The 25,153-nt window shown below is 58.7% G+C and carries 19 protein-coding genes; 6 read left to right on the forward strand and 13 right to left on the reverse strand.

Features of this window, described 5'->3' with window-relative positions:
- Nucleotides 1–65 precede the first annotated feature (65 nt).
- Genes clpP through I2E69_RS10820 form a run of 3 tightly spaced genes read left to right on the forward strand, consistent with a single transcriptional unit; the run spans nucleotide 66 to nucleotide 4,102 of the window.
- A complete protein-coding gene (gene clpP, locus I2E69_RS10810; protein ID WP_195461217.1) occupies nucleotides 66–734 on the forward strand; it encodes an ATP-dependent Clp endopeptidase proteolytic subunit ClpP in 669 nt (222 codons plus the stop codon).
- A gap of 5 nt (nucleotides 735–739) precedes the next feature.
- A complete protein-coding gene (gene clpX / locus I2E69_RS10815; RefSeq protein WP_195461218.1) occupies nucleotides 740–2,008 on the forward strand; it encodes an ATP-dependent Clp protease ATP-binding subunit ClpX in 1,269 nt (422 codons plus the stop codon).
- Nucleotides 2,009–2,068: 60 nt separating this feature from the next.
- Nucleotides 2,069–4,102: a transketolase family protein gene (locus I2E69_RS10820; protein WP_195461219.1), complete on the forward strand. Its 2,034-nt coding sequence runs from the start codon at nucleotides 2,069–2,071 to the stop codon at nucleotides 4,100–4,102.
- A 133-nt stretch (nucleotides 4,103–4,235) separates the two neighbouring features.
- On the opposite strand, the gene I2E69_RS10825 is transcribed toward I2E69_RS10820, so the two are convergent.
- On the reverse strand, nucleotides 4,236–4,637 hold the full coding sequence (locus tag I2E69_RS10825) for a hypothetical protein (protein ID WP_195461220.1): 402 nt from the start codon (nucleotides 4,635–4,637) through the stop codon (nucleotides 4,236–4,238).
- Between the two features lie 304 nt (nucleotides 4,638–4,941).
- Between I2E69_RS10825 and metK the strand changes: the two genes are divergently transcribed.
- From metK to I2E69_RS10840, 3 genes are all read left to right on the forward strand, one after another.
- Complete coding sequence (gene metK / locus I2E69_RS10830) at nucleotides 4,942–6,246, forward strand: methionine adenosyltransferase (RefSeq protein ID WP_195461221.1); 1,305 nt, start codon at nucleotides 4,942–4,944, stop codon at nucleotides 6,244–6,246.
- Between the two features lie 176 nt (nucleotides 6,247–6,422).
- Nucleotides 6,423–7,907, forward strand: a complete 1,485-nt coding sequence (locus I2E69_RS10835) for a Do family serine endopeptidase (RefSeq protein WP_195461222.1) — start codon at nucleotides 6,423–6,425, stop codon at nucleotides 7,905–7,907.
- Nucleotides 7,908–7,962: 55 nt separating this feature from the next.
- Complete coding sequence (locus I2E69_RS10840; RefSeq protein WP_010266169.1) at nucleotides 7,963–8,823, forward strand: RNA polymerase sigma factor RpoD/SigA; 861 nt, start codon at nucleotides 7,963–7,965, stop codon at nucleotides 8,821–8,823.
- Between the two features lie 216 nt (nucleotides 8,824–9,039).
- On the opposite strand, the gene I2E69_RS10845 is transcribed toward I2E69_RS10840, so the two are convergent.
- The 12 genes from I2E69_RS10845 to I2E69_RS10900 all read right to left on the reverse strand — a co-directional run bounded on the left by I2E69_RS10845 (nucleotide 9,040) and on the right by I2E69_RS10900 (nucleotide 24,957).
- The gene (locus I2E69_RS10845) at nucleotides 9,040–9,843 is read right to left on the reverse strand and encodes a hypothetical protein (RefSeq protein WP_195461223.1); all 804 of its coding nucleotides are present in this window, start codon (nucleotides 9,841–9,843) and stop codon (nucleotides 9,040–9,042) included.
- A 24-nt stretch (nucleotides 9,844–9,867) separates the two neighbouring features.
- Complete coding sequence (gene ung, locus I2E69_RS10850) at nucleotides 9,868–10,530, reverse strand: uracil-DNA glycosylase (protein WP_195461224.1); 663 nt, start codon at nucleotides 10,528–10,530, stop codon at nucleotides 9,868–9,870.
- Nucleotides 10,531–10,721: 191 nt separating this feature from the next.
- Nucleotides 10,722–13,232 carry a M56 family metallopeptidase gene (locus I2E69_RS10855; RefSeq protein WP_195461225.1) on the reverse strand — a complete coding sequence of 837 codons (2,511 nt, stop codon included), beginning with the start codon at nucleotides 13,230–13,232 and terminating at the stop codon, nucleotides 10,722–10,724.
- Nucleotides 13,233–13,238: 6 nt separating this feature from the next.
- Nucleotides 13,239–13,613 carry a BlaI/MecI/CopY family transcriptional regulator gene (locus tag I2E69_RS10860; RefSeq protein ID WP_195461226.1) on the reverse strand — a complete coding sequence of 125 codons (375 nt, stop codon included), beginning with the start codon at nucleotides 13,611–13,613 and terminating at the stop codon, nucleotides 13,239–13,241.
- A gap of 129 nt (nucleotides 13,614–13,742) precedes the next feature.
- Complete coding sequence (trmB, locus tag I2E69_RS10865) at nucleotides 13,743–14,495, reverse strand: tRNA (guanosine(46)-N7)-methyltransferase TrmB (RefSeq protein WP_195461227.1); 753 nt, start codon at nucleotides 14,493–14,495, stop codon at nucleotides 13,743–13,745.
- A 168-nt stretch (nucleotides 14,496–14,663) separates the two neighbouring features.
- A complete protein-coding gene (locus I2E69_RS10870) occupies nucleotides 14,664–15,104 on the reverse strand; it encodes a hypothetical protein (RefSeq protein WP_195461228.1) in 441 nt (146 codons plus the stop codon).
- A 4-nt stretch (nucleotides 15,105–15,108) separates the two neighbouring features.
- Nucleotides 15,109–16,677 (reverse strand): stage 0 sporulation family protein, encoded by a 1,569-nt coding sequence (gene ricT, locus I2E69_RS10875; RefSeq protein WP_195461229.1) that lies wholly within the window; start codon nucleotides 16,675–16,677, stop codon nucleotides 15,109–15,111.
- A 37-nt stretch (nucleotides 16,678–16,714) separates the two neighbouring features.
- Complete coding sequence (locus I2E69_RS10880) at nucleotides 16,715–18,073, reverse strand: MATE family efflux transporter (protein WP_195461230.1); 1,359 nt, start codon at nucleotides 18,071–18,073, stop codon at nucleotides 16,715–16,717.
- A 119-nt stretch (nucleotides 18,074–18,192) separates the two neighbouring features.
- A complete protein-coding gene (locus tag I2E69_RS10885) occupies nucleotides 18,193–20,241 on the reverse strand; it encodes a sensor histidine kinase (protein WP_195461231.1) in 2,049 nt (682 codons plus the stop codon).
- Between the two features lie 107 nt (nucleotides 20,242–20,348).
- Nucleotides 20,349–22,802, reverse strand: coding sequence for an ATP-dependent Clp protease ATP-binding subunit (locus I2E69_RS10890; RefSeq protein WP_195461232.1), 2,454 nt, complete (start codon nucleotides 22,800–22,802; stop codon nucleotides 20,349–20,351).
- 384 nt (nucleotides 22,803–23,186) lie between these two features.
- Nucleotides 23,187–23,681, reverse strand: coding sequence for a metallophosphoesterase family protein (locus tag I2E69_RS10895; RefSeq protein WP_195461233.1), 495 nt, complete (start codon nucleotides 23,679–23,681; stop codon nucleotides 23,187–23,189).
- A gap of 1 nt (nucleotide 23,682) precedes the next feature.
- Nucleotides 23,683–24,957: a replication-associated recombination protein A gene (locus I2E69_RS10900; protein ID WP_195461234.1), complete on the reverse strand. Its 1,275-nt coding sequence runs from the start codon at nucleotides 24,955–24,957 to the stop codon at nucleotides 23,683–23,685.
- Nucleotides 24,958–25,153 lie beyond the last annotated feature (196 nt).

A 25,153-nucleotide genomic window follows, 5' to 3' on the forward strand; every position in this document is an offset into this window, starting at 1 on the left:
TATCTTTGGACTTTGCAGGCGTGATGTTTGCAAAGTCCTTTGTTTTGAAATAAATACTACGCAACATGTCAGAATTTGAAAAGTACGCAAAAGGTCATTGCGGGATCAGTTCGCTGAAACTCCACGATTTCCAGTCGATAAGCGCGGCATACGTGTCGCCTACGATCATCGAGGAGCGTCAGCTCAATATCGCTACGATGGATGTTTTCTCGCGCCTGATGATGGACCGCATCATCTTCCTCGGCGCGCCGATCTACGACGACGCGGCCAACATCATCCAGGCACAGCTTCTGTTTCTCGAATCGGTCGATCCCGAAAAGGATATTCAGATTTACATCAACTCGCCCGGCGGGTCGGTCTCGGCCGGACTGGGCATCTACGATACGATGCAGCTCGTGAACTCCGACGTGGCGACCATCTGCACGGGCCTCGCGGCTTCGATGGGCGCCGTGCTGCTCACGGCGGGCGCCAAGGGCAAGCGTTCGGCGCTGCCGCATTCGCGGGTGATGATCCACCAGCCCCTGGGCGGAGCGCAGGGCCAGGCGTCGGATATCGAGATCACGGCGCGCGAGATCCTGAAAACCAAACGCGAACTCTACGAAATCCTTTCGGCCCACTCGGGCGTCTCGGTCAAGAAGATCGAGAAGGACGCCGACCGCGATTACTGGCTGTCGGCCAAAGAGGCGAAAGAATACGGACTGATTGACGAAGTCCTCTCCAAACGTGATAAATAAACCGCATGGCACAAAACAAGAACAACAATAAGAACGGCGGCGACTGCTGCTCGTTCTGCGGCGCCAAGCGCTCGGACGTGGAGATCATGTTCCAGGGCTCGGACGGAGCGAACATCTGCAACAAATGTATCGAGAACGGCTATAAGATCATCGTCGACAACGATATCGCCTCCGAGCAGGGACGGCGTTCGGCGGCGGCTCCGCTCAAGATGGAGGAGCTGCTCAAACCGGCGCAGATCAAGGAGTTCCTCGACCAGTATGTCATCGGGCAGGACGCTGCGAAGCGGTATATGTCCGTGGCGGTCTACAACCACTACAAGCGGCTGCTCTACGCCCCGAAGGAGGACGAAGTCGAGATCGACAAGTCGAACATCGTGCTGGTAGGTCCTACGGGTACGGGTAAGACGCTGATGGCCCGCACGATTGCCAAGTTATTGAAAGTGCCGTTTACGATCGTCGACGCAACTGTTTTGACCGAAGCGGGTTACGTGGGCGAGGATGTCGAGAGCATCCTCTCGCGGCTGTTGCAGGTCGCCGACTACAACGTCGAGCAGGCCGAGCGCGGCATCGTTTTCATCGACGAGATCGACAAGATCGCGCGCAAGGGCGACAACCCCTCGATCACGCGCGACGTTTCGGGCGAGGGCGTGCAGCAGGCCCTGCTGAAAATCCTCGAAGGAACGGTGGTCAACGTGCCTCCCCAGGGCGGCCGCAAGCATCCCGAACAGAAATTCATCCAGGTCGATACGCGCAACATCCTCTTCATCTGCGGCGGTGCGTTCGACGGTATCGAAAAGAAGATCGCCCAGCGGCTCAACACCCGCGCAATGGGCTACGGACGGCTGAACGCCGATCCCATCGACCGCTCGAACCTGATGCAGTACGTCACGCCGCAGGATCTGAAGTCGTTCGGCCTGATCCCCGAACTGGTGGGGCGTCTCCCGGTGCTGACTTACATGCAGCCGCTGGAGCGCGAAGCCCTGCGTTCGATCCTCACCGAGCCGAAGAATGCCATCGTCAAGCAGTATAAACGCCTGTTCGAACTCGACGGCGTGAAACTCACTTTCGACGATGACGTGCTGGATTACATCGTCGACAAGGCCGTCGAGTTCAAGCTCGGCGCACGCGGACTGCGCTCGATTTGCGAGGCGATCATGATGGACACGATGTTCGACATCCCCTCGTCCGATGCCCGGAAATTTACCGTTACTTTGTCATATGCAAAGAAAAAGATAGAAAAGGCAAATATTTTAGAGCTTAAACAAGTTGGATAATTTCTTTTTGGCTATCTTTGCCGGGAATAAATAGCATAAAACCCATAAAACACTAACTCCATGTCTACAACGAATTCAAAACTTACGCGCGTTGCCGATAATATCCGCATCCTGTCGGCCGCGATGGTCGAGAAGGCCAAGTCGGGCCATCCCGGCGGTGCTATGGGCGGCGCGGATTTCATCACGGTGCTTTTTGCCGAGTTCCTGCGTTACGATCCCGATAATATGGCTTATCCCTACCGCGACCGGTTCTTCCTCGATCCGGGCCACATGTCGCCGATGCTCTATTCGGCGCTGTCGCTGGCCGGGCACTATTCGACCGAAGATTTGCAGTCGCTGCGCCAGTGGGGCAGCGTGACCCCGGGTCACCCCGAGGTGGATGTGATGCGCGGTGTGGAGAATACGTCGGGGCCGCTGGGCCAGGGTCATGCCATGGCGCTGGGAGCCGCCATCGCGGAGCGCTTCATGGTCGCCCGCTTCGGCGAATGGATGGCGCACAAGACTTACGCCTACATCTCCGACGGCGCTGTCGAAGAGGAGATTTCGCAGGGCGTGGGCCGTATCGCCGGCCACCTGGGCCTGTCGAACTTCGTGATGTATTACGACTCGAACAACATTCAGCTTTCGACCAAGGTCGACGAAGTGATGACCGAGAACGTAGCCATGAAGTACGAGGCGTGGGGCTGGAACGTGCTGTCGGTCGACGGACACAACATCAACGAACTGCGCGAGGCGCTGGTTGCCGCGGAGAGCGAGACGGGGCGTCCGACGCTGATCATCGGCCATACCGTTATGGGCAAAGGCGCCAAAGGCCCTGCCGGGGAGTGCTTCGAGGATAAGGTTTCGACCCACGGACAGCCGTTGACGGCTGCCGGAGCCGACATTGCCGCCACGATCCGAAATCTGGGCGGTGATCCCGAAAAACCGTTCGCCGTGTTCGAAGAGAGCCGCGAAGTGTTCGCCGAACGCCGCGAGTCGCTCCGGGAGTGGGCTGCCAAGCAGGCCGCCGTCGAAAAATCGTGGCGCAGCGAGCACAAGGACCTGGCGCGCAAACTCGACGATTTCCTCTCGGGAAAACTTCCCGAGATCGACTATAAGTCCATCGAAATGAAACCCAACGTGGCTACGCGTGCCGCATCGGCGACGGTGCTGGGCGTTTATGCCGAAAAGATCGACAACATGATCGTCGCGTCGGCCGACCTTTCGAATTCGGACAAGACCGACGGTTTCCTCAAAAAGACCAAGGCGTTCACGAAGGGCGATTTCTCCGGGAAATTCTTCCAGGCGGGCGTCTCGGAACTGACGATGGCCTGCGTGATGAACGGCATGGCGCTGCACGGAGGCGTGATTCCGGTCGGCGGCACGTTCTTCGTCTTCTCCGATTATATGAAACCCGCCGTGCGCCTTTCGGCGCTGATGCGCCTGCATGTGGTTTACGTCTGGACGCACGACTCGTTCCGCGTGGGCGAGGACGGCCCGACGCACCAGCCTGTCGAGCACGAAGCGCAGATTCGCCTGATGGAGCACCTCAGAAACCACCACGACGAGCGTTCGATGCTCGTGCTGCGTCCTGCCGATGGCGACGAGACCGTCATGGCGTGGAAACTGGCTGTCGAAGAGCACCGTCCCGTGGCGCTCGTGCTTTCGCGCCAGGATATCAAGACCCTGCCGACGCTGGGCGCCAGCCGCCGCGAGGAAGCCGCACAGGTCGCCAAGGGCGGTTATGTGGTTGTCGACGCCGCCAAACCCGCTGCGGTGCTGATCGCTACGGGTTCGGAAGTCGCGACGCTCGTCGAGGGTGCCGAACTGCTGGCTGCCGAAGGTATTCCGGTCCGTGTGGTGGGTGTTCCGAGTGAAGGCCTGTTCCGCGACCAGCCCCGTTCCTACCAGGAGAGCATCCTGCCTGTGGGTATTCCGCGCTACGGCATGACCTCGGGCCTTCCGGTGAACCTCCAGGGCCTCGTGGGTGAAAACGGCGTGATTCACGGCCTCGACCACTTCGGCTGGTCGGCTCCCTATAAAGTGCTGGACGAGAAGTTCGGCTACAACGGGGCTACCGTTGCCGCGGAAGTGAAGAAGATGCTGGGAAAATAAGACGATAGCCCTTCGGTTTCAGGGGGCATGTCTTTGCACTTGCAGGGCGCAAATGGGTAGTGTAGTAGTACATCCCATTTGCGCCCTCTTTATCCGGGTGCGAATCCGGGTCCTGAATCGGATCTTTTAATTATTACTGCATCCTGAGCGTCACCGGGCCATAGTAGTTCCCGTAAATGTAGAGCGTACCGGTCAGTGTACCGCGGCGGACCCGGACTTCGTGCAGTTCGCGTGGCGGGGCTATATTGCCGTAGTTGATATAGATGTTGCCGTCGTAGGCATCCCATTGGATGTTGCAGATGCCGTACGGCCGGCCGTTTTCGTAATAGACCAGGTCGTCCGTCCCGAATCCGTCTCCGCCGAAATAAACGGCGCTTTCGAGGGGGAATCCGTCCGCCGGGGCGATCATGCCCAGGTCGCCGATCCAGACCCGGCCGACGATGCTGTCAAAAATCGGTTCGTCGTCATCCGTATCGCATGACGGGAGCGAGATGGCCGTAAGGAATATGCACAGGGCGAAGAGATACTTTTTCATGGAGAATGATGTGTTATGCGGGACAAAGGTAAGGAAAAATCCGGTCCGGCAAATAGGGGACGGGCGGTATCTGAACAATCGCTGTTTTATTCCGGGTTCGGCCTGCCCGGAAAGAATTTCCCGGAATATTTTTCATATTGCGATATTATCCCTATCTTTGCAGTCCCGTCTGTCAAGCGGGGAAATGTGGAAAGATTTGACTGATTGCAAACCACAATAAAAAAGCGCTAAAGCAGCATCTTTTTTTATTACCAACAGCCAATTTTTCCCATTTTATACGTTTAACCATTAAAAATGTATGAAAATGGGCTTTTTATTTACATCGGAGTCGGTGTCCGAAGGACATCCCGATAAAGTTTCGGATCAGATTTCCGACGCAATCCTCGACGAATTCCTGCGCCGCGACGCCAACTCGAAAGTCGCGTGCGAAACCCTCTGCACCACGGGCCTCGTGGTCGTGGCGGGCGAAGTGCGCTCGGAGGCGTATGTCGACGTGCAGGGTGTGGCGCGCCGCGTCATTAACCGCATCGGCTACACCAAGAGCGAGTATCAGTTCGACTGCAACTCGTGCGGCATCCTGTCGGCTATCCACGAGCAGTCGTCGGACATCAACCAGGGCGTAGTCCGCGAAGCGGAGGAGGAGCAGGGCGCCGGCGACCAGGGTATCATGTTCGGCTACGCCTGCAACGAGACCCGCGAGATGATGCCGGCGACGCTGATCCTCTCGCACGTAATCTTGAAGGAACTGGCCGTTATCCGCCGCGAAGGCGAGGTGATGACCTACCTGCGTCCCGACTCGAAGTCACAGGTGACGATCGAGTACGACGAGACGACGAACAAACCGCTGCGCGTGCACACGATCGTCGTGTCGACGCAGCACGACGAATTTATCCTCCCGGGCGAAGGCCGCTCGGAGAAGGATGCGGAAAAGCAGATGCAGGAGAAGATCCGCGAGGATGTACGCACGATTCTCATTCCGCGTGTCAAGGCGCGCCTGGAACGTGCCGGGGACAAACTCGCGGAGCTGATCGGCGACGAGTATATCCTGCATGTGAACCCGACGGGCAAGTTTGTGATCGGAGGTCCCCACGGGGACACGGGCCTTACGGGCCGCAAGATCATCGTCGATACCTACGGCGGCCGCGGTGCACACGGCGGCGGCGCCTTCTCGGGCAAAGACTCTTCGAAAGTCGACCGTTCGGCAGCCTATGCCGCGCGCCATATCGCGAAAAACCTCGTGGCGGCGGGTGTCGCCGACCAGGTGCTGGTCGAACTCTCCTACGCCATCGGTATCGCACAGCCGCTGTCGATTTATGTCGAGACCTACAATTCGCCCCGTCCCGCGGCACTGGCCGGGATGACCGACGGCGAGATCGCCCGCCGTATCGGCAAGCTCTTCGACCTGCGCCCCGCGGCCATCGTGAAACGCTTCGGCCTGAAAAATCCGATCTTCGAGGCTACGGCTTCCTACGGACATTTCGGCAACCGTCCCTATACGTCGGTGGAGAAGGTCTGGGAGAATGGTGTCGAGACCGAGCGCGAAATCGAGTTCTTCGGCTGGGAGAAACTCGATGCCGTGGATCAGATCAAAAAGGAATTCGGCCTTTAGTGTCGGTATATGCCGAGAAATCGGGACATCCGCGATGGATGTCCCGATTTTTGTACGAAATGAACATACTAACCGGACGTTATTGATCGTTTGTCATTCGAAAATAGAAATCTAAAAACACAGCTTATGCGATGAAGTTGCCTCTGATTAATAGAAACTAACACTTTAAATTTATTATGAAAAAGGCATTTTTAATTTTAGGACTCGTTGCCGTGTCGGCTGCCGCCGGCGGACTTACGGCATGGACTGTTTCCGGAGACCGCGACGGTTCCGTGGCATACATCGAGCGTGAGGTGGAACGTACGCCTGCGCTCGGGAATCACTTTACATCTTATCAGGCCGAACAATATCCCGACCTCACCTATGCCGCCGAAAATGCGGTGAAGGCCGTGGTCAACATCGAGGCCATCCAGCAGGTCGAGATGCCGCAGCGCCGGGGCGGTTACGATCCGTTCCTGGAGTTCTTCGGGATTCCGCAGGATTACGGGCGCGGCGACGGCCGGCCGCAGTTCCGCGAACAGCGGGCCGGCGGTTCGGGCGTGATCATCTCGGAGGACGGTTATATCGTGACGAACAACCACGTCGTGGACGGGGCTTCGAAATTGCGGGTAAAACTCAACGACGGCCGTTCGTTCGACGCCAAACTCATCGGCAAGGACTCGGCGACGGACCTCGCGCTGCTGAAGGTCGAAGCCAAGGAGCTGCCTACGCTGGCGTTCGGATCGTCCGATGCCCTTCGTCTGGGCGAGTGGGTGCTGGCGATCGGTTCGCCGTTCGACCTGCAGTCGACCATCACGGCAGGTATCGTGAGCGCCAAGGCCCGCCAGTTGGGAGCCATTCCCAACGATTTTCGCATCGAGTCGTTCATTCAGACCGACGCAGCGGTGAATCCCGGTAACTCGGGCGGTGCGCTGGTCAACACCCACGGCGAACTGGTGGGTATCAATACGCTGATCAAGTCGCAGACGGGAAGTTATGTAGGTTATTCGTTCGCCATTCCCGAGTCGATCGTCCGCAAAGTCGTGGTCGACCTGAAGGAGTTCGGCGTTGTGCAGCGGGCCCTGCTGGGCGTTCAGTTCCACGTCGTGGATCAGGACTTCCTCGAAGGCGAGGGCAAGGAGCTGGGAATTAAGGAGATCGGCGGAGCCTATGTGGCCGCTGTGGTCGAAGGCGGAGCCGCTTCCGAGGCGGGCATCCGTAAAGGTGATGTGATTTTGGACATCGATGGCGTGAAAATTGTTGAGCCTTCGACGCTCCAGGAGCAGATTGCAAAGCGCCGACCCAACGATACGGTTAAATTATCCGTAAAAAGAGACGGAAAGGTGAAACAATTTGACGTTACTTTGCGTAATAAAGCAGGTAAAACGGAATTGGTTACTAAAGAGGATGTCGATGTTGTCGATGCGCTCGGAGGTAAGTTCGCCGATGCGGGCGCCAAACTGTGCCGCGAGCTCGACATCAAGGGCGGCGTACAGGTGGTCGGCATCAAGGCCGACGGAATTCTGGCCCGAGCCCGTGTTAAGCAGGGATTTGTGATCACTCACATCAACGACCGCCCGGTCTATTCGCTCAGCGATATGCAGCGTATGACAGAGAAGGTCAGTTCGATTGACGGCGTTTATCCCAACGGCCGTTCGGCAAGCTACACGCTTGTGGAGTAGGCGAAACCCGGGCGGGTTCATGGAATGGAATATTATTGGATAGTTAGGAAAAAATATGCGTCAATTAAAAATTACAAAGTCCATCACCAACCGCGAAAGCGCCTCGCTGGACAAGTACTTGCAGGAAATCGGCAAGGAGGAGCTCATCACGGTCGAGGAGGAGGTGGAACTCGCCCAGCGAATTAAAAAAGGAGACCAGGAAGCGCTCGAAAAGCTTACCAAAGCCAACCTGCGTTTCGTGGTGTCCGTCGCCAAACAATACCAGAACCAGGGACTGAGCCTCCCCGACCTGATCAACGAGGGTAACCTTGGCCTGATCAAAGCCGCCGAGAAGTTCGACGAAACCCGCGGTTTCAAGTTCATCTCCTACGCCGTGTGGTGGATTCGCCAGTCGATCCTCCAGGCTTTGGCCGAGCAGTCGCGCATCGTGCGTCTGCCGCTCAACCAGGTGGGGTCGCTCAACAAGATCAACAAGGCCTTCGCCCGCTTCGAGCAGGAGCACGAGCGTACGCCGTCGCCCGAGGAGCTGGCTACGGAACTGGAACTCCCGAAGGAGAAGGTTACCGACACGCTGCGTGTCGCAGGCCGCCACGTATCGGTCGACGCTCCGTTCGCCGACGGCGAGGACAACTCGCTGCTGGATGTACTGGTGAACCCCGATTCGCCCAACGCCGACCGCGGACTGATCAACGAATCGTTGTCGACCGAGGTGGACCGTGCGCTGGAGACCCTGACGGAGCGTGAGCGCGACATCATCAAGTACTTCTTCGGCATCGGAACTTCGGAGATGACACTCGAAGAGATCGGCGAGAAGTTCGACCTGACGCGCGAACGCGTGCGCCAGATCAAGGAGAAGGCAATCCGCCGCCTCCGCCACTCGTCGCGGTCGAAGCTTCTGAAATCCTACCTGGGGTAGTTTTCGATTTTAAGCGGCAATTTCCGCACATCCCTCGAACGGGACGAATGGAATGTACCTGAGTACTATCCATCCGTCCCGTTCTTTACGATGCACGAAACCTGCTCGCTTAAAATGCAAAAACTGATGTTCTGCTTTTCTCGGTTATATATTCACAATAAAATAATCCGGATGCCAAAGGTATCCGGATTATTCAGTTTTATACGGCCCGAAAGGCTACACGTCGTAGTTGATCGTCGTGCCGGTTCCGTCGTAGCCGCCGGAATCGCTGTCGTCGCCCGAAGAGTCGGATTCCGTGCCGTCGAACGAGGAGACGCAGACACAGAGACTGATGGCCGTGATGATCATCCATAGCTTCCGGCCGAAAAACGGCTCGAAATAGATCAGCAGGCCGCCGACAATCGCGATCAGCAGCAGGAACAGCCACATCCGGGTGTTATGGGCGTTTTCCCGCAAGGTATAGAGCACATACAGGCCGCCCAGTCCGAGGACGAGGTATCCCAGCAGTTGGGAGATGAGATACCAGCCCCGGTCGAGGAGATGTCCGACGGAGAGCTGATAGCGCTGGCCGGAAGCGATCCGGTCTGCTATTTCCCACTCCGGCTGTTTGCTCTCGGCGATCAGGAATCCGATTTCTTTGCGGTCGACATAGCGGTAAACGCGCAGGTATACCTGGTCGTTGCGGTAGTCGCTGACTTTGTCGTAGCGTTTCCAGAGCGAATTGGATTGATTGATAAGTGTAAGTTTGGAGAGGGCGGGCAGCCATTTGTCGTCGCGCTGCGAAAGGCAGCTCGAACGGTCGATCCGCTTGTCGGTCGTGATGCGGAAAAGGGTCGTTTTAACGCCGTCCTTTTCGGCTGTGAAGCCTGTGATGCCTTGTTGCTCGTTGTTGAAAGGCTCGTAGCTGTAATCGTCGGGGACTGTAAAGCGCATGGTGGCGTCTTTGTAGTCGTGTGCCCGGAGGGCCTGGGGTGCAAGCACCAAAAGCGCTGCTGTAATCAGTAGTGCGAAGTGTTTCATCCGAAGGTCGTTTTTAGTATGGTTTTACCACACGATGGGCTCTTTGCCGATCGAGCGGAGGTATTCGTTGGCACGCGAAAAATGGCGGCAGCCGAAAAATCCCCGGTATACCGAAAGCGGCGAGGGGTGTACGGCTTTGAGAATCAGATTGCGCTGCGGATCGGCGATGGCGCCTTTCTTCTGGGCATAGCTGCCCCAGAGCATGTAGACGATGCCCTGTTTGCGTTCGGCGATGGCGCGGACTACGGCGTCGGTGAAGGTCTCCCAGCCGTGTCCGGCGTGCGACGCCGCTTCATGGGCGCGGACCGTGAGCACGGCGTTGAGCAGCAGCACGCCCTGTTCGGCCCACCGGTCGAGATTGCCTGTCGACGGTACGGGGGTTCCGGTGTCGTCGGCGACCTCCTTGAAGATGTTTTGCAGCGAGGGTGGGAAAGGTACGCCGTCCGCGACCGAGAAACAAAGCCCGTTGGCCTGCCCGGGACCGTGGTAGGGGTCCTGGCCGATGACGACGACTTTCAATTTCTCGAACGGACACTTGTCGAAGGCCCGGAAGATGTTGCTGCCGCGCGGGAAGATGCGCTGCGAGGCGTATTCCTGCCGTACGAACCCGGTAAGGGCGGCGAAATAGGGTTTTTCGAATTCCGGAGCGAGGAGCTCTTTCCAGTCGGAGGCTATCTTTACATCCATGGTTTTTGAGGGTTATCGGACCGGTTCTTTCTATGGCGCGGCTTGGCCGGGAGCGGTAGAAAGGACCGTCGGGTTTTCAAGGGTCGGATTTTTAATCTCGTAAATATAATGAAAAATCCGGCAAACGCAAAAAACAGGCGGCATCCGCTCCTGAGAGGGACGCCGCCTGTCTTTGATGGGGCGGGAAAGGGTTATTTTTTGGGAGTGCTGTAGCCTACGACGACAATTTCATCCACGCTGCCGCTGACTTTTTCAGCCTGCCCGGGGGCTTTGCCGCTGCCTTGCAGGCGGAAATCCACGGGTACGGTGAGTTTCACCCGGACGGCCTGCCCGCGCTGCCTGCCCGGAGCCCAGGCGTCCGCCGGTACATTTCCGATCACGCGGCTGGCCTCGTCGGAGAGCAGTTTGCCGGGCGACTGCAATACGTTGATATTGCTTACCGAACCGTCTTTCTCGACGATGAACGATGTGACGACACGTCCCTGGATGTTTTGTTTCATGGCTTCTGCGGGGTATCTTACGTGCATCTGCACCCATTGGCGGAAGGCGCTGAGATCGCCGCCCTGGAACGAGGGCATGACTTCGGTTATGAGGAACGGCTCGTCGCCGGCAGGAGCGGCTTGTGCGGTTGCCTGTTTCGCCGCGGCAGTACGGAAATCGACCGGCAGCGTATATTTCACGGTTACTTTCTGGCCGCGCTGTTCGCCGGGCGTCCATTTGGGGGAGGATTCGATGACGCGGCAGGCCTCGTCGGAGAGCAGTTTGTCGGGTGACTGCAACACCATCAGATCGGCCAGCGTACCGTCGGTTTTGATTTCGAACGACACGACGACACGGCCCTTGATATTCTGCTTTGCGGCTTCGGCAGGGTACTGGATGCGTTCCTGTACCCACGTACGGAAGGTGTTAAGGTCGCCGCCCTGGAACGAAGGCATCTTCTCGGCGATGATGAACGGTTCGACTTCGTCGTAATTGACGGCGGTTTTTTTGATTGCCCCTGTCTTTTCATCGAAAGCGGCTTCTTCGGTCACCGGCTTGGCTGCGCCTTTCGTGGTGACTACTACTACTACGCCGTTTTTACCCCGCGGGCCGTATAATGCGGTGGCGGACTGGTTTTTGAGGACAGAGACGCTCTCGATGCTCTGGGGGTCCAGGTTGTCGATGCTCGCCTGTTCGACGCCGTCGACGACAAAGAGCGGTTTCGGTGTAGCGTTGTCCCCGCTGTCGGGGTGCTTCCCTGTTTTGGAATTTTCGGGGACGAGCCGGACCGCGTAATCGCTCTGCTTGCCGACCACGACCGAGGCGGACAGGTAGTCGGGGTAGCCTATCTCCAGCACCGCACCTTCGGGCGCTTCGATCAAGGCCTCTCCCTTGGCGTCGGCAACGACACCCGTCTTTGTCCCGGCGATCACTACGGTGGCCCCAGCGGCCGCTTCCGTTGTATTCGCCAGCGTGATTTTCAGCACGGCTTTCCCGGCAGCAGCTTTTTTATCGGCCTTTTTGGCGCCGGGGGTTATGCTGATCGCGTCGAGCTGGTTGTCGGCCGAGGTCAGCGTGAGGGCATGGGCCTCCCCGCCGGGAGTGTCGGATACACGGATTTTTTCCGTTTTGCAGCCGACGAAGGAAATAGCCAGTTCGCTGCCGGGAGCTGCTGAAATCCGGGCTGTGCCGTTGGTGTCGGTCACGGTCCCGATGTTCGATCCGCTGATCAGAACGATTGCGCCGGGGAGCGGTTTGCCGTCTTTGATAACCGTAACGGAAACCTCCTTTTTCGTCTTGTCGGAGGCGGTCGCAACGTTGTCGGCCGGGGTCTTTTCGGTCTCCGCAATCCGGATTTCGGCGGCGCGCGTGGTGAAGGAGAAGGCGCACAGGAGACCTATCACGGCGGGAAGCGTGCCCGCCAGTCGCAGCAGGGAGTGCCTGCCGGGAGTTTTAGTTGTCATCATTTTAAAGCGTTTTTTGGTTAAGGAATCCCGCAGCCCGTTGGCTATTTCCGGACTATAACCGAAAAGCTGCCTGAATATGGTTTTCATGTAGTGTTCGATGTCGTATCCGCTGGCCAGCACGTCGCTGTCGGCCTCGAACTCCTCGGCTTCGGTGAGCCGCCGTGCGGTGAGCCACACGAAGGGGTTCCACCACAAGGCGGCCTTCATGCACTCCATGGCGACGCGTTCGGCCGAGTGGCGGTGGGCGATGTGGCTCGCTTCGTGGGCTACGATGGCCTGCAACTCGGCGGCCGGGGTTTGGTCCCAGATATAAATCGAGCGGAAGAACGAGAACGATGCGATTCGCTGCGGAGTCCGTACGAGCGTGAAGCGGTCGGTACGGGTGATGGCTGCACCCCGGCGGAGCCTGCGGATGCGCACGACCTGCCACAGCATGACGCCTGCGATCAAGCTGACGCCCACGAGATAGCCTGCGAGGCACAGGATTTCGGGCGTAACGACGGGGGCGGCCTCTTCGATCACTTCGGCGGTCCACTCCTCTGCGGGGAGGGCGACCGTGGGTGCAACCTCGATTACCTTGCCCGGCCAGACGGGGATGCGCAGCAGCGGAATGAGGGCCGCGACGAGGGTCGATGCGAGCAGGTAGGCCCTGCACCAGCGGAACCGTACGCGCCGGTCGAGCAGGATGGCGTAGGCGCCCAGCAGCACGCCGCTGCAGGCGAGCACTTCGAGGGCGTAGATGGCGAGGGCTTTCATGGCGTGTTATTTTTTGGCGTTACGCATGATTTCGAGAATTTCGTCCATCTCCCGGGCAGGGATGTTTTCGTGGCGCGAGAAGAACGATACCAGTTGGGCCAGCGAGCCGTCGAAATAGGTCGAAAGCATCGACGACATCACGCCGCGGGCATAGGCTTCGCGGCCGATGAGCGGGTAATAGCGATGGCTCTTGCCTTCGGACGTGTGGCTGACGAAGCCTTTGTTTTCGAGAATCTTGAGGAACGTGGCGACGGTGGTATATTTGGGATGGGGTTCGTCGGTCTGGGCGATGATGTCGTTGACTACTGCGTCGCCCAGTCGCCAGAGAATCTGCATGATTTCCTCTTCGCCGCGTGTCAGTTCCGTGATGTCGGTATTCATAGTTGCGCTTGTTTTCAGGTTTACAATACAAGTTTACTACTAAATTTTTAGTAAAACAAATTTTTAATCTAAAATTTTAGTAGATGGGGCGAAAATAATTGATACCTATATCTATAAAAAAGCCGGATTTTAATATCCGGCTTTTCGTTCCTGTTCATTGTCTTTCTCCTTCTCGTCGTCTCCCTCCCAGTCAAACCACGGAAAATCGTGTCTCCCGCCGAGCCCAAAGCGCGTATAGGTGATCGGAAGTCCCATTTCGAGGAAGCGTTTTTCGTAGGCCGTCTTGACCGAAAGCACTTCGTCTGCATAGCCCGAACCATAGATGTCGGGCTGGGAGACTTCGCAGGGCAGGCCGTAGTGGCGGATAACCTCGTTGGTGTAGGCGTAGAGATGTTTGGAGTCGGTTTTGAGGTTGATCCACCCCTCGGGACGGAGGATGCGGGCGTAATAGTCGAGGTAGAGCGGCGAGGTGAGGCGTTTCTTGGCGCGCCGGGTCTTGAGTTGCGGATCGGGGAAGGTGATCCAGATTTCGGACACCTCGTTTTCGGCGAACAGCCCGTTGATGAACTCGACGCGCGTACGCAGGAAGCCCACGTTATGCATCTTGTTGTCTGTGGCAGTCTTTGCACCGCGCCACATGCGCGCACCCTTTATGTCGATGCCGATGTAGTTGCGCAGCGGGTCCCGCTGGGCCAGCGCTACGGTGTATTCGCCCTTGCCGCAGCCCAACTCCAGGACGATGGGGTTGTCGTTGCGGAAAAAATCACGGTTCCAGTTCCCTTTGAGCGGGTGGTCGCTGTGGAACACCTCGTCGAATTCGGGTTGTACGAAACATTCGAAAGTCAGGTTCTCACGGAACCTGCGGAGTTTGTCTTTGCCCATGGCAGTTAACAAAATAGGATATAATATACAAGTCGGCTGCAAATGGCGCCGACGGCGTCGTTTGCGCGGCGTACTGCCGCGTTTGCAAATCCGGCCCTTCTCCGAATCCCTCTCCCGGGGTGGGGCTGCCTCTTTGCGGTAAAACCGGCATTTCGGAGAGCCTGTGAATTACCGGCTCTTTTCCAGGTCGATGCCAATGGCCTCGATCCCGCGGACGGGGCGGATCGGCATGACGACGAAGCGGTAATCGCCGGCCTGGGTGAGGCCGATGCGGCGGCGGTAGGGGATGGCGGCTTCGCGCACAAGGGCTGCAGGGCCTTCCGGGCGCGGAACTACCAACAGGAACCATTCGCCGAAACGGAGCGAGTCGGGTGTTATGGTGGTGATGCGGACTGTCAGCGTGTCTTCCGTGAAACGGTCGTTGCAGCGCAGGAAAATCGTCGCATCGCGCAACGTTACGGTATCGGCATTCGGCAGGCGGATTTCGGCCCGGGAATCCCACCGGACGGGGTCGACATCGGTCGCCGCCGACTGGTGGGGCGAAATGCAGCCTCCGGCCAGGAGCGCGGTGACTGCGGCCGCAGCGATATGCCCTGCCGAGTGTCTCAATGCGTTATTGGTTTTGGGGCGCTCCGCCGTCGTTGCCCTGGCCGCCCTGGTTGCCGCCTCCGTTACCTCCGTTGCCTCCGTTGCCGCGGCGGCGGTTGCGGTTGTTGCGGTTGCGGTTTCCGCCTTCGCGGTTAGCTCCGTTGTTTTCGCGGGGCTCGCGATTATCGTTGCTGCCGTTGTTCTCGCGGGGTTCGCGATTGCCGTTGTTTTCGCCGCGGTTGTTATGCTCGCTGCGCGGCCGGTCGTTGTTTCCGCTCCCGTTGTTCGGGCGTTCCCCGCCGTTGCCGCCATTGCGCGGACGGTCGTTGCGGCGCGGACGCTGATCGTGATGGCCGGACTGGCCTTCACGCGGCTGGCGGGCTTCTCCGTTCCCCTCCTGCGGGGCTGCCTGCGCCTGTCCGTTCTGGCCCGCAGGGCGGCCCTGCTCGCTGCGGCCTTTGTTGTTGCGGCCGCCGCGTTTGCGGCGTTTGGCCTGGTCGAAGCGTGTGATGCTGTCCTCCTCCGAACGGTAAGTCGGCTCTTCGACCACCGGGCGGATGTCGTCGGCATGCTGCAACTGCTCGACCTTTTTGCCCTGGCGGTTCAGCGAGATGATCTCCCGTACGCGGGAAACAGGCAGCGTGGTGACGTTGACCATCGCATCCTTCGACGAAGAGAAGGTCATCGTACCGGCCAGCACGTCGCTCTTGACGAGGAACCATTCGCCTTCGGCGGCCTGCAACGGTTCGCGCAGGCGCGGGAACTCCTTGCGGGCGTCGACGTAGGTGTCGTATTCGTACATCATGCAGCATTTGAGTTTCGAACACTGCCCGGCGAGTTTCTGGGGGTTGAGCGAGATGTCCTGCACACGGGCGGCTCCGGTCGTGACGCTCGAAAAACTCGACATCCACGATGCGCAGCACAGTTCACGGCCGCAGGCGCCCAGTCCGCCGATGCGTCCGGCTTCCTGGCGGGCGCCGATCTGCTTCATCTCGATGCGGATGTGGAACCGTTCGGCGAAGACCTTGATCAGTTCGCGGAAGTCGACGCGTTCGTCGGCGATGTAGTAGAAGATGGCTTTGATCTTGTCGCCCTGGTACTCCACGTCGCCGATTTTCATGTTGAGTCCCATGTCGGCGGCAATCTGGCGCGAGAGGATCATCGTCTCGTGCTCCATGGCGATGGCTTCCTGCCACTTTTCGATGTCGTAGGGCTTGGCCTTGCGGTAAATCTTTTTGTATTCGCCGTTGAAGGGGTTGAAACCCGTGCGGCGCATCTGGCGCGCCACGAGGTCGCCCGTCAGCGAGATCACGCCGATGTCGTGACCCGGCGAAGCCTCGACGGCTACGATGTCGCCCCGTTTGAGCGGCAGGTTGTTGACGTTCTGGTAGAACGAGCGGCGGGTATTCTTGAAGCGCACTTCGACGATGTCGCTCGGTATGTTGACCGGGTATTCGTCGAGCCATGCCGTTTCGTGGAGCTTGAAGCATCCGTCGCAGAGCTTGGCTTCGGGTTCCGCGCCGCAGTTGCAGAAGGCGCATCCGCGGCCCACTTCGGGTTTGCAGGCGTCTGTATGTTGTTTTTCGGTATCCATTATGGGTATAATTTGCGTAAAGATACGAAAAAAAAATTTATTTCGTCACGTAGAGTTTCCGGATGCTGCGGCGGATACGCAGAATCATCATCACGGCGGCGGCAGACAGTCCGAACGAGAAGCCCAGGAAGAGGCCCGAGGGGCCCATGCCCATCGTGAAACCGAACAGGTAGCCGACCGGCAGGTTGAGCAGCCAGTAGGACACGAAGGCGATCGGCATGATGATTTTCACGTCCTGGATGCCACGCAGGATGCCCACCGAGACGTTCTGGATGCCGTCCGAAAGCTGGTACAGCGCGGCGAAGATCATCAGTTGCGAGGCGATGGCGATCACTTCGGCATTGGAGGTAAAGAAGGTCGGGATAATGTGGCGCATCGAGATGAAGACGATGGCAGCGAAAGCGTTCCACGCCAGCACGAGGTGGTACGACGCCTTGGCCGCCAGCGACAGTTCGCCGATGTTGCGGGCTCCGTAACAGTGCGATACGCGGATCGTGGTGGCCGCACCGATCGACATGACGATCATGAAGGCGCAGTTGCCGATGGTGGTGGCGATCTGGTTGGCGCCCATCGTCTCCTTGTTGAACCAGCCCATCATGATCCCCGTGCCGACGAACGCCGAGGCTTCGAGGAACATTTGCAGCGAGATCGGAAGGCCCATGTGGAGCAGTTGTTTGACCGCGGCCCACGAATATTTGCGGGGTGAGAATCCGTCGAGGTAGACGCGGTATTTGTCGCGGCTGTAAAAGTAACCGATCATCAGCATCGGGGCGATGATGCGCGACATCAGCGTGCCCAGGCCGGCGCCCTCGGCGCCCATTTCGGGGAATCCGTAGCGGCCGTAGATGAATACCCAGTTGAAACCGATGTTCGCCAGGTTGGCGACGATCGTGACGACCATCTCGACTTTTGTGTTGCCCACGCCTTCGAGGAATTGTTTGAAGGTGAAGAACAGCATGATGAAGGGCATGCTGTAAACCAGCATCTTGTAATAAGGAATGGCCATGGCGACCACTTCGGCGGGTTGGCCGAGGTGGTACAGCAGCGGGATGGCGGCGTATTGCACGACGGCCATCGCGATACCCAGCAGCCCGTAGAAGAGAATGCCGTTCTGCAACAGTCCCGACGATTTCTCGCGGTCGCCCTGGGCATAGAGTTCGCCCACGAGGGGCGTCATGCCGAGCGCGATGCCGATGGCGGCGATAAAGAGGATGAAAAAGACGGCGCCGCCGAACGACACCGCAGCCAGCGGTCCCGGGTCGTCGCCGCCGTAGCGGCCTACCATCAGGTTGTCGGCAACCTGCGTCAGGATCTGCCCCAACTGCGTCAGCACCACGGGGAGCGCCAGTTTCAGGTTGGCTTTATATTGGTCCTTGTATGTTGCGAATTTGTACATCGGATTCGGATATTAGGGTGCAAAGATAGCCATTTCCGGCAGGATTACAATTCATAGGCCCCTCCCGGGGCTGAAAAAAACACCGGGAGGGGTTGGAATGTGTTTATATCCGGAATGGATCAGTAGGGCAGTTCGATGCGTATGCAGCAGCCTCCGCGGTATTCGGGGCAGACGCGGATGTCTCCCCCGAGGCGGGTGACGATCAGGCGGCAGAGGTAAAGCCCGATGCCCGAGCCGGGTTTGAAGGGGTCGACTTTCGTGAAGCGTTCGAACACCCACTCCCGTTTTTCGGGTTCGATGCCGATGCCCGTGTCGCTGACGCTGATTTGCAGGGTGCGCCGGACTTCGTCGTTGCGGCAGGAGAGTGTGATACGCCCCGCGGCGGTGAATTTGGCCGCATTTTGCAGCAGGTTGTCGACGACACGCATCAGGTAGAAGGCGTTGGTGGAAACAAGGCCGTCACCCCCCCCCTCCGCTTCGTAGACGTATTCGACAGCCGGGTTGCCGGACAACTGCCGCTGCGCTTCGAGCCGCTCGGCGCAGAGCAGGCAGACATCGGTTTCGGTCCGCGGTAGGGGTTCCTCGCTGCTGATCAGGCCCGAGAGTTCGAGCATGTTTTCCAGCAGGGTGGTCAGCGCCGTGGTACTTTTCTGGATTTCCGATTGGAACTCGTGCCGGATTTCGGGGTCCTCTTCGGTCAGCAGCAGCCCCGAGAAGCCGTTGATGGCGTTCAGGGGCGTGCGGATTTCGTGGCACATCGAGTTGATGAAGGCGGTCTTCATCTTTTCGCTCTCCTGGGCACGGCAGCTTTGCCGCTGCGCCTCCCCGTTGGCCGCCAGCAGTTGTGTGCGCGTCAGTTTCAGCCGCCGCACCATGACGTGCTGGAAGATACTCCAGATAGCGAGCAGCAGCAGGATGACACCGCCGGCGATAAGCATGAAGAACTTGATGCGGTCGTCCAGCTGTGCCTTTTCGAGTTCGAGCCGGTTGACTTCGAACAGCGCCTGCATTTCGGCCAGGCGTTGCTGCGCCTCCGCCATCCGGTTGTTATAGCGCAGTTCGTTGGCTTCCCGAACGGTCCGGAGTGCATTTTTGTAATCTCCCGCTTTTTCGTACAGGCGCGACTGCACGGCATAAATCGCGGCCTGGTCGACCTTTTTGCCGGTTTGCCGGTAGAACATCAGGGCCGAATCGATATAGGCTATCGCCCGCAGGTCGTCGCCCATATACTGGTAATAACGGGCGCTGGTCGTGTAAATCTCCTCCCGGTCGTTCCGTTCCCGGGCCAGCCGCATGCATTTGTTGAAATAATCGGTCGCCTGCTCGCGGGTGATCAGGTCGCGCAGGAAAACCATCTTGCCGTAGGCGCGCATCAGGTATTTGGTCGTGTCGCGGTGGGGCCTTCCGAAGCGGTTTTCCATCGCCATCCACCGGCGGTGCAGGTCGATGCACTTTTCGATTTCGCCCGCTGCCCGTTTGTCTTCGGTGTACATGTAGAGGTCGCAGAGTTCCTCGCGGCAGAGTTTTTCGAAATGAAGCCGCTCTTCCAGCGGGTATTTTTCGAGTTTTTGCAGGGCGCGCTCCACATAGGGGATCGCCTGCCCGATATTGCCGTAGGCTTCGGCGGCGATCGACGAGTAGTCGACGGAGAGTCCCGTCAGGAACTCCCATTCGATCAGTTCTTCGGGGGTGAGGCCTCCCGGTTCCTTCTGTTTGAGTTTCTCCAGCGCGCTGTCGACCGCTTCGGACGAATCGGAGACGATCATCTGTTTCCAGAGCCGGAAAACCCGGAGCGATGCGCGGAACAGGGCATAGCGGCGTTCGGGAAGGAGGCTGTCGGCGAGTTCGACGCAGGCCAGGGCCCGCTGCGGATCCTTGTCGGAGAGTGTGGATACCAGCATATCGAGCGCATCCATGCAGCCGTAGGCGTCACCGGCCTTGTCGGCTTCGGCGAGCGCCTTTTCCCAATAGCTGGCGGCGAGCATGACGCTGTCGGCGTGCAGGTCGGCCAGTTGGATGTATATCTGTTCCCGTTCGGCGGCGGTGCGCGCGCCGGGCAGTGTTGTCAGCAGACTGTCGGCTGCCGGGGATGCGGAATGCGCCGTCAAAGCGGCGCAGATTGTCAGGAATGCGACCCCGGAAAGGGTCTTCGAGATAATCGGACGCATGTCGGTTCAGTAACGCTTATGAAAAATTCAGGACAAATTTAACGATAAATCAGGAAAATAAAAAAAGCCGGAGAATTTTCCCCGGCCTTTTTGGTGTTTGGGCGTTGTTACGCCACACGCAGTTTCACGCCGCGGGCTTTGTCGGATTCCACGACAATGGTGTCGCCTTCGTGGAGTTTCCCGTCGATGATCAGTGCTGAAAGCGGTTCTTCGACGTTGTCCATCAGAGTCCGCTTGAGCGATCGGACGCCATAGCGCGATTCGTAGCCCATGGCCGCCAGCCGGCGTTTGGCCCCGTCGGTGATCTTCACCTTGTAGCCCAGTTTGCCCGTGCGGGCCATCAACCCTTGCAGTTCCAGGTCGACGATCCGTTCCACGTCGCCGATTTCCAGCGTGCGGAAGAGCACGATGTCGTCGATACGGTTGAGGAACTCCGGGGCGAAGGTGTGCTCCAGCGCCTTGCGGTACTCGCTCTGGGGCGTCACATCGGCCACGGCGCTCTTCGAAGTGGTGCTGTAACCCACCTGTACCGATTTCTGGACCACGGCGCGCGAACCTACGTTCGAGGTCATGATGATGATCGTGTTCCGGAAGTCGACCTTGCGGCCCGAACCGTCGGTGAGGTGTCCTTCGTCGAAGATCTGCAGCATGGCGTTGAAGACCTCGGGGTGGGCCTTCTCGATCTCGTCGAAGAGCACCACGGCGTAGGGCTGACGACGTACGGCCTCCGTTAACTGGCCGCCTTCGCCGTAACCGACATATCCCGGGGGCGAGCCGATCAGGCGCGCCACGTTGTGTTTCTCGCCGTATTCGCTCATGTCGATACGAATCAGTCCGCGGTGTTCGTCGAACAGCCATTTCGACACCTCTTTAGCCAGCAGCGTCTTGCCTACGCCCGTGGGACCCACGAAGAGGAATACGCCGATGGGGCGGTTCTCGTCCTTGAGCCCGGCGCGCGAACGGCGGATGGTGCGTGAAATCTTCTCCACGGCCTCCTGCTGTCCCACGACGCGCTTCGCGAGGTGCTCGCGCAGGGTTTGCAGGCGGCTGATCTCGCCGCCCGAGACGCGCTCGGCGGGGATGCCCGTCATGGCGGTGATCACCTCCTGGATGTGTCCTGCGGTGATCTCCACGGGGTTGTTTTCGAGCGAACGTTTCCATTCGGCACGGGTTTCACCCAGTTTCGAACGCAGCGCGATTTCGCGCATGCGCGCCGACGCGGCTTTTTCGTAGACCAGCGCTTCGACCGCTTCGCGGCGTTCGCGTTTGGCGTCGCAGAGTGCTGTTTTCATGGCGCGGAGTTCTTCCGGTTCCCGGGCCGACTGCAGGTGTGCCCGCGAGCCGGCCTCGTCGAGTACGTCGATGGCCTTGTCGGGGAAATAGCGGTCGGTGATGTAGCGTCCGGTGAGCGTCACGCAGGCCTGCAACGCCTCCTCGGTGTAGCGCACCTTGTGGTGGCGCTCGTAGTGGGGAGCGATGTTGTGCAGGATCTGGAGCGTCTGCTCGGGCGTCGTCGGTTCGATCAGCACCTTCTGGAAACGGCGTTCGAGGGCCGAATCGGTCTCGATGTTCTCGCGGTATTCGTCGAGTGTCGTGGCGCCGATGGTCTGCAGCTCGCCGCGTGCGAGGGCCGGTTTGAGGATATTGGCCGTGTCGAGGCTGCCCTGCGTGGAGCCTGCGCCCACGATGGTATGTATTTCGTCGATGAAAATGATCGTATCCTTGGCCTTGCGCAGTTCGTCGAGCAGTTGCTGCATGCGTTCCTCGAACTCGCCGCGGAACTTCGTGCCCGCCACGAGCGACGAAACGTCGAGCGAGAAGAGCGTTTTGTCGGCAATGGTGTAGGGAACCTCGCCGCGCGCGATGCGCAGCGCCAGCCCCTCGACGATGGCGCTCTTGCCAACGCCGGCCTCGCCGATCAGGATCGGATTGTTCTTCTTGCGGCGCGAAAGGATCTGTACCACGCGCTCGATCTCCTGTTCACGGCCTACGACCGGGTCGATCTTTCCTTCGCGGGCCAGGCGCGTGAGGTTCACGCCGAACTTGTCGAGCAAGTGGGCCGCGCTTTTCTCCTCGGCCTTGTTTTCCTCGCCGAAATCGAGCATGTGGACCTGCACCTCGGTGCGGAAATCGTCGCCCACGGTGAATTTCTCCAGGTCCCCGGACACGGTGTCGGGTGTTACGCCGTACATCTCCAATACGCGCGCGGTAGCCGTCGTGCGGTCGCTGATGATGGCCAGCAGCGCATGGGCCGTCGATACACTCCGGGCGACGCCCGGCATTGAGAGCAGTTCTTCGGTGAAGTCGCGGTAGTATTCCTCCGGCGACTGGGTTTCCTGTTGTTTGGCGGTAATCACCTCGCGCTCGATGCGCAGGCGTACCTGGTAAAGTTCCCAGTCCTTGAGTCGGGCGGACAAAAGCTGGTAGGCGAGCGAACCCTCTTCACGCAGCAGTTCCAGCGTGAGGAAGTCCTTGAGCGAATGCGTCATTCCCGCCTTCGTAGTGTTAAATGCCGATCGGGCGATGATGCCCTCCAGCGTTTTCGAAATTTTTAATTGCATGTTGCGTCGTCGTTATGAATTCACTCTAATAACGTAGGCCCATATGTGATTATTATATGAGCGTTTTTGTTTAGTGTATGAACTGTGGCAGTTGGCGCTGAGGGCATTCCGTCCCGGAGGCGATTTCGAGGGCGTCCCAAGCGTTCGGGTTTACCGGTTGGCGATCAGTGTGTTGCGGGCGATATTGGAGCTTTTTGGGGCGGAATTGTATAGCGTACTCTTTTTTGTGGTGCGTCCAGTCGGAATGTCGCCATTATTTCGTTGACGATCACGAAAATCCGCCGGGAATGTGTTCCCGGCTTTTTTGGGTATAAATTTTTATTTCGGGTGATTTTGTGACGGAAAAGGCTCTTCGAAGCAGTCGCTTTTAGCTCCGGCCGCCGCTTATTTGCGGGGCCATTCGCCGACTTCCATGTCGCGCATTTCGCTGCCGTCGATCGTGAGGCGGACGGCCGTGCGGACTTTATGGAATCCGAACTCTCCGGCGGCTCCGGGATTGACGTGGAGCAGGTCGTAGACGGGATCGTAGACGACCTTGAGGATGTGGGAGTGTCCGGCGATGAAGAGTTTCGGGTGCAGGGACTGGATTTTCTGCACGGCGCGCGGATCGTAGTGGCGGGGATAGCCGCCGATGTGGGTAATCAGCACCCGGACCTGTTCGCATTCGAAGCAGAGGAACGCAGGGTAGACGCGGCGGGTCATGCCGCCGTCGATGTTGCCGCTCACGGCACGCAGCGGCTTGAAAGCGGCGATTTGGTCGGCAAGTTCGATCGAGCCGATGTCGCCGGCATGCCAGATCTCGTCAACGTCCTTGAGAAATTCGCGGAGCGTCGCGTCGAAGGTTCCGTGGGTGTCGGATATGATGCCGATGCGTTTCACTTTACTTATATTTATCTTTCCACAACAGAGCCATGCGTTCGGCGATCTTGGCCTCGGTGGCGTTCTGTGTGTCGGGTTCGTAGAATTTCGTACCCGAAAGGCTTTCGGGCAGGAACTCCATCTCGGCGAAATGGCCGGCGTAGTCGTGGGCGTATTTATAGCCTTTGCCGTAACCCGCCTTGTCCATCAGGCGGGTCGGGGCGTTCCTGAGATGCAGCGGCACGGGGCGGTTCGTCGTGTCGTGCTCGACGAGCGACATGGCTTTGTTGATGGCCATATAGGCCGAGTTGCTCTTGGGGCTGGTGGCGAGGTAGATCGTCGTCTCGGCCAGTGTAATGCGCGCTTCGGGCATGCCGATCTTGTGCACCGTGTCGAAGCAGGCGTTGGCCAGCAGCAGGGCGTTGGGGTTGGCCAGCCCGATGTCCTCCGAGGCCAGGATCACCAGCCGCCGGGCCAGGAAACGCGGTTCCTCGCCCCCGGCGAGCATCCGCGCCAGGTAGTAGATCGCGGCGTTGGGGTCGCTGCCGCGGACTGATTTGATGAAGGCCGAGATAACGTCGTAGTGCTGTTCGCCGTTCTTGTCGTAGAGGGCGATGTTTTGCTGGAGGCAGTCGGTGACGTATTGGTCGCTGATCGTCACCTTGCCGTCGGTGGCTCCGACGACGATGTCGAGGATGTTGAGCAGCTTGCGCGCATCGCCGCCCGAGAAGCGGAACAGCGCGCCGGTCTCCTTGACCTCGATGTCGCGCTCCTTCAGTTCGATGTCGGTCGTCAGGGCGCGGTCGAGCAGCACCTGCAGGTCTTTGTCCTCGAGCGATTTGAGGATGTAGACCTGGCAGCGGCTCAACAGCGGCGAGATCACCTCGAACGAGGGGTTCTCGGTCGTTGCGCCGATCAGCGTGAAGACGCCCTGTTCGACGGCCCCCAGCAGCGAATTCTGCTGCGACTTGTTGAAGCGATGGATTTCGTCGATGAACAGCAGCGGCGCTTTCTGGTCGAAAAAACGCTGTTTGCGCGCCGACTCGATCACTTCGCGTACGTCCTTCACGCCCGACGTGACGGCCGAGAGGGTGAAGAACGGGCGTTCGAGCTGCGTGGCGACGATCTTGGCCAGCGTGGTTTTACCCACGCCCGGAGGTCCCCAGAGGATGAACGACGGGACGTTGCCCGTCTCGAAAAACTTGCGGAACACCCCGTTTTTACCCACAAGGTGCTCCTGCCCGATATATTCGTCTATCGTGCGGGGACGGAGTCGTTCGGCTAAGGGTGCGGACATAGCAGGTTCGTTTTATGGTTCAAAGATACGAATTTCCAAGAATTATTCCTACATTTGCCGGACATATCGACAAACACGGAAAGTGTAAGTTTATTCCCGAATCGTGAACGTAGGAAATTCACTCTGGCATGGGAATGGCGGACATCTTGCCGCGTCGTATCCATAATTTGGATATAGGCGTGGGAGCTGTTGCTTA

Origin of the sequence: Alistipes sp. D31t1_170403_E11 (assembly GCF_015553985.1) — a bacterium.
GTDB lineage: Bacteria > Bacteroidota > Bacteroidia > Bacteroidales > Rikenellaceae > Alistipes > Alistipes montrealensis.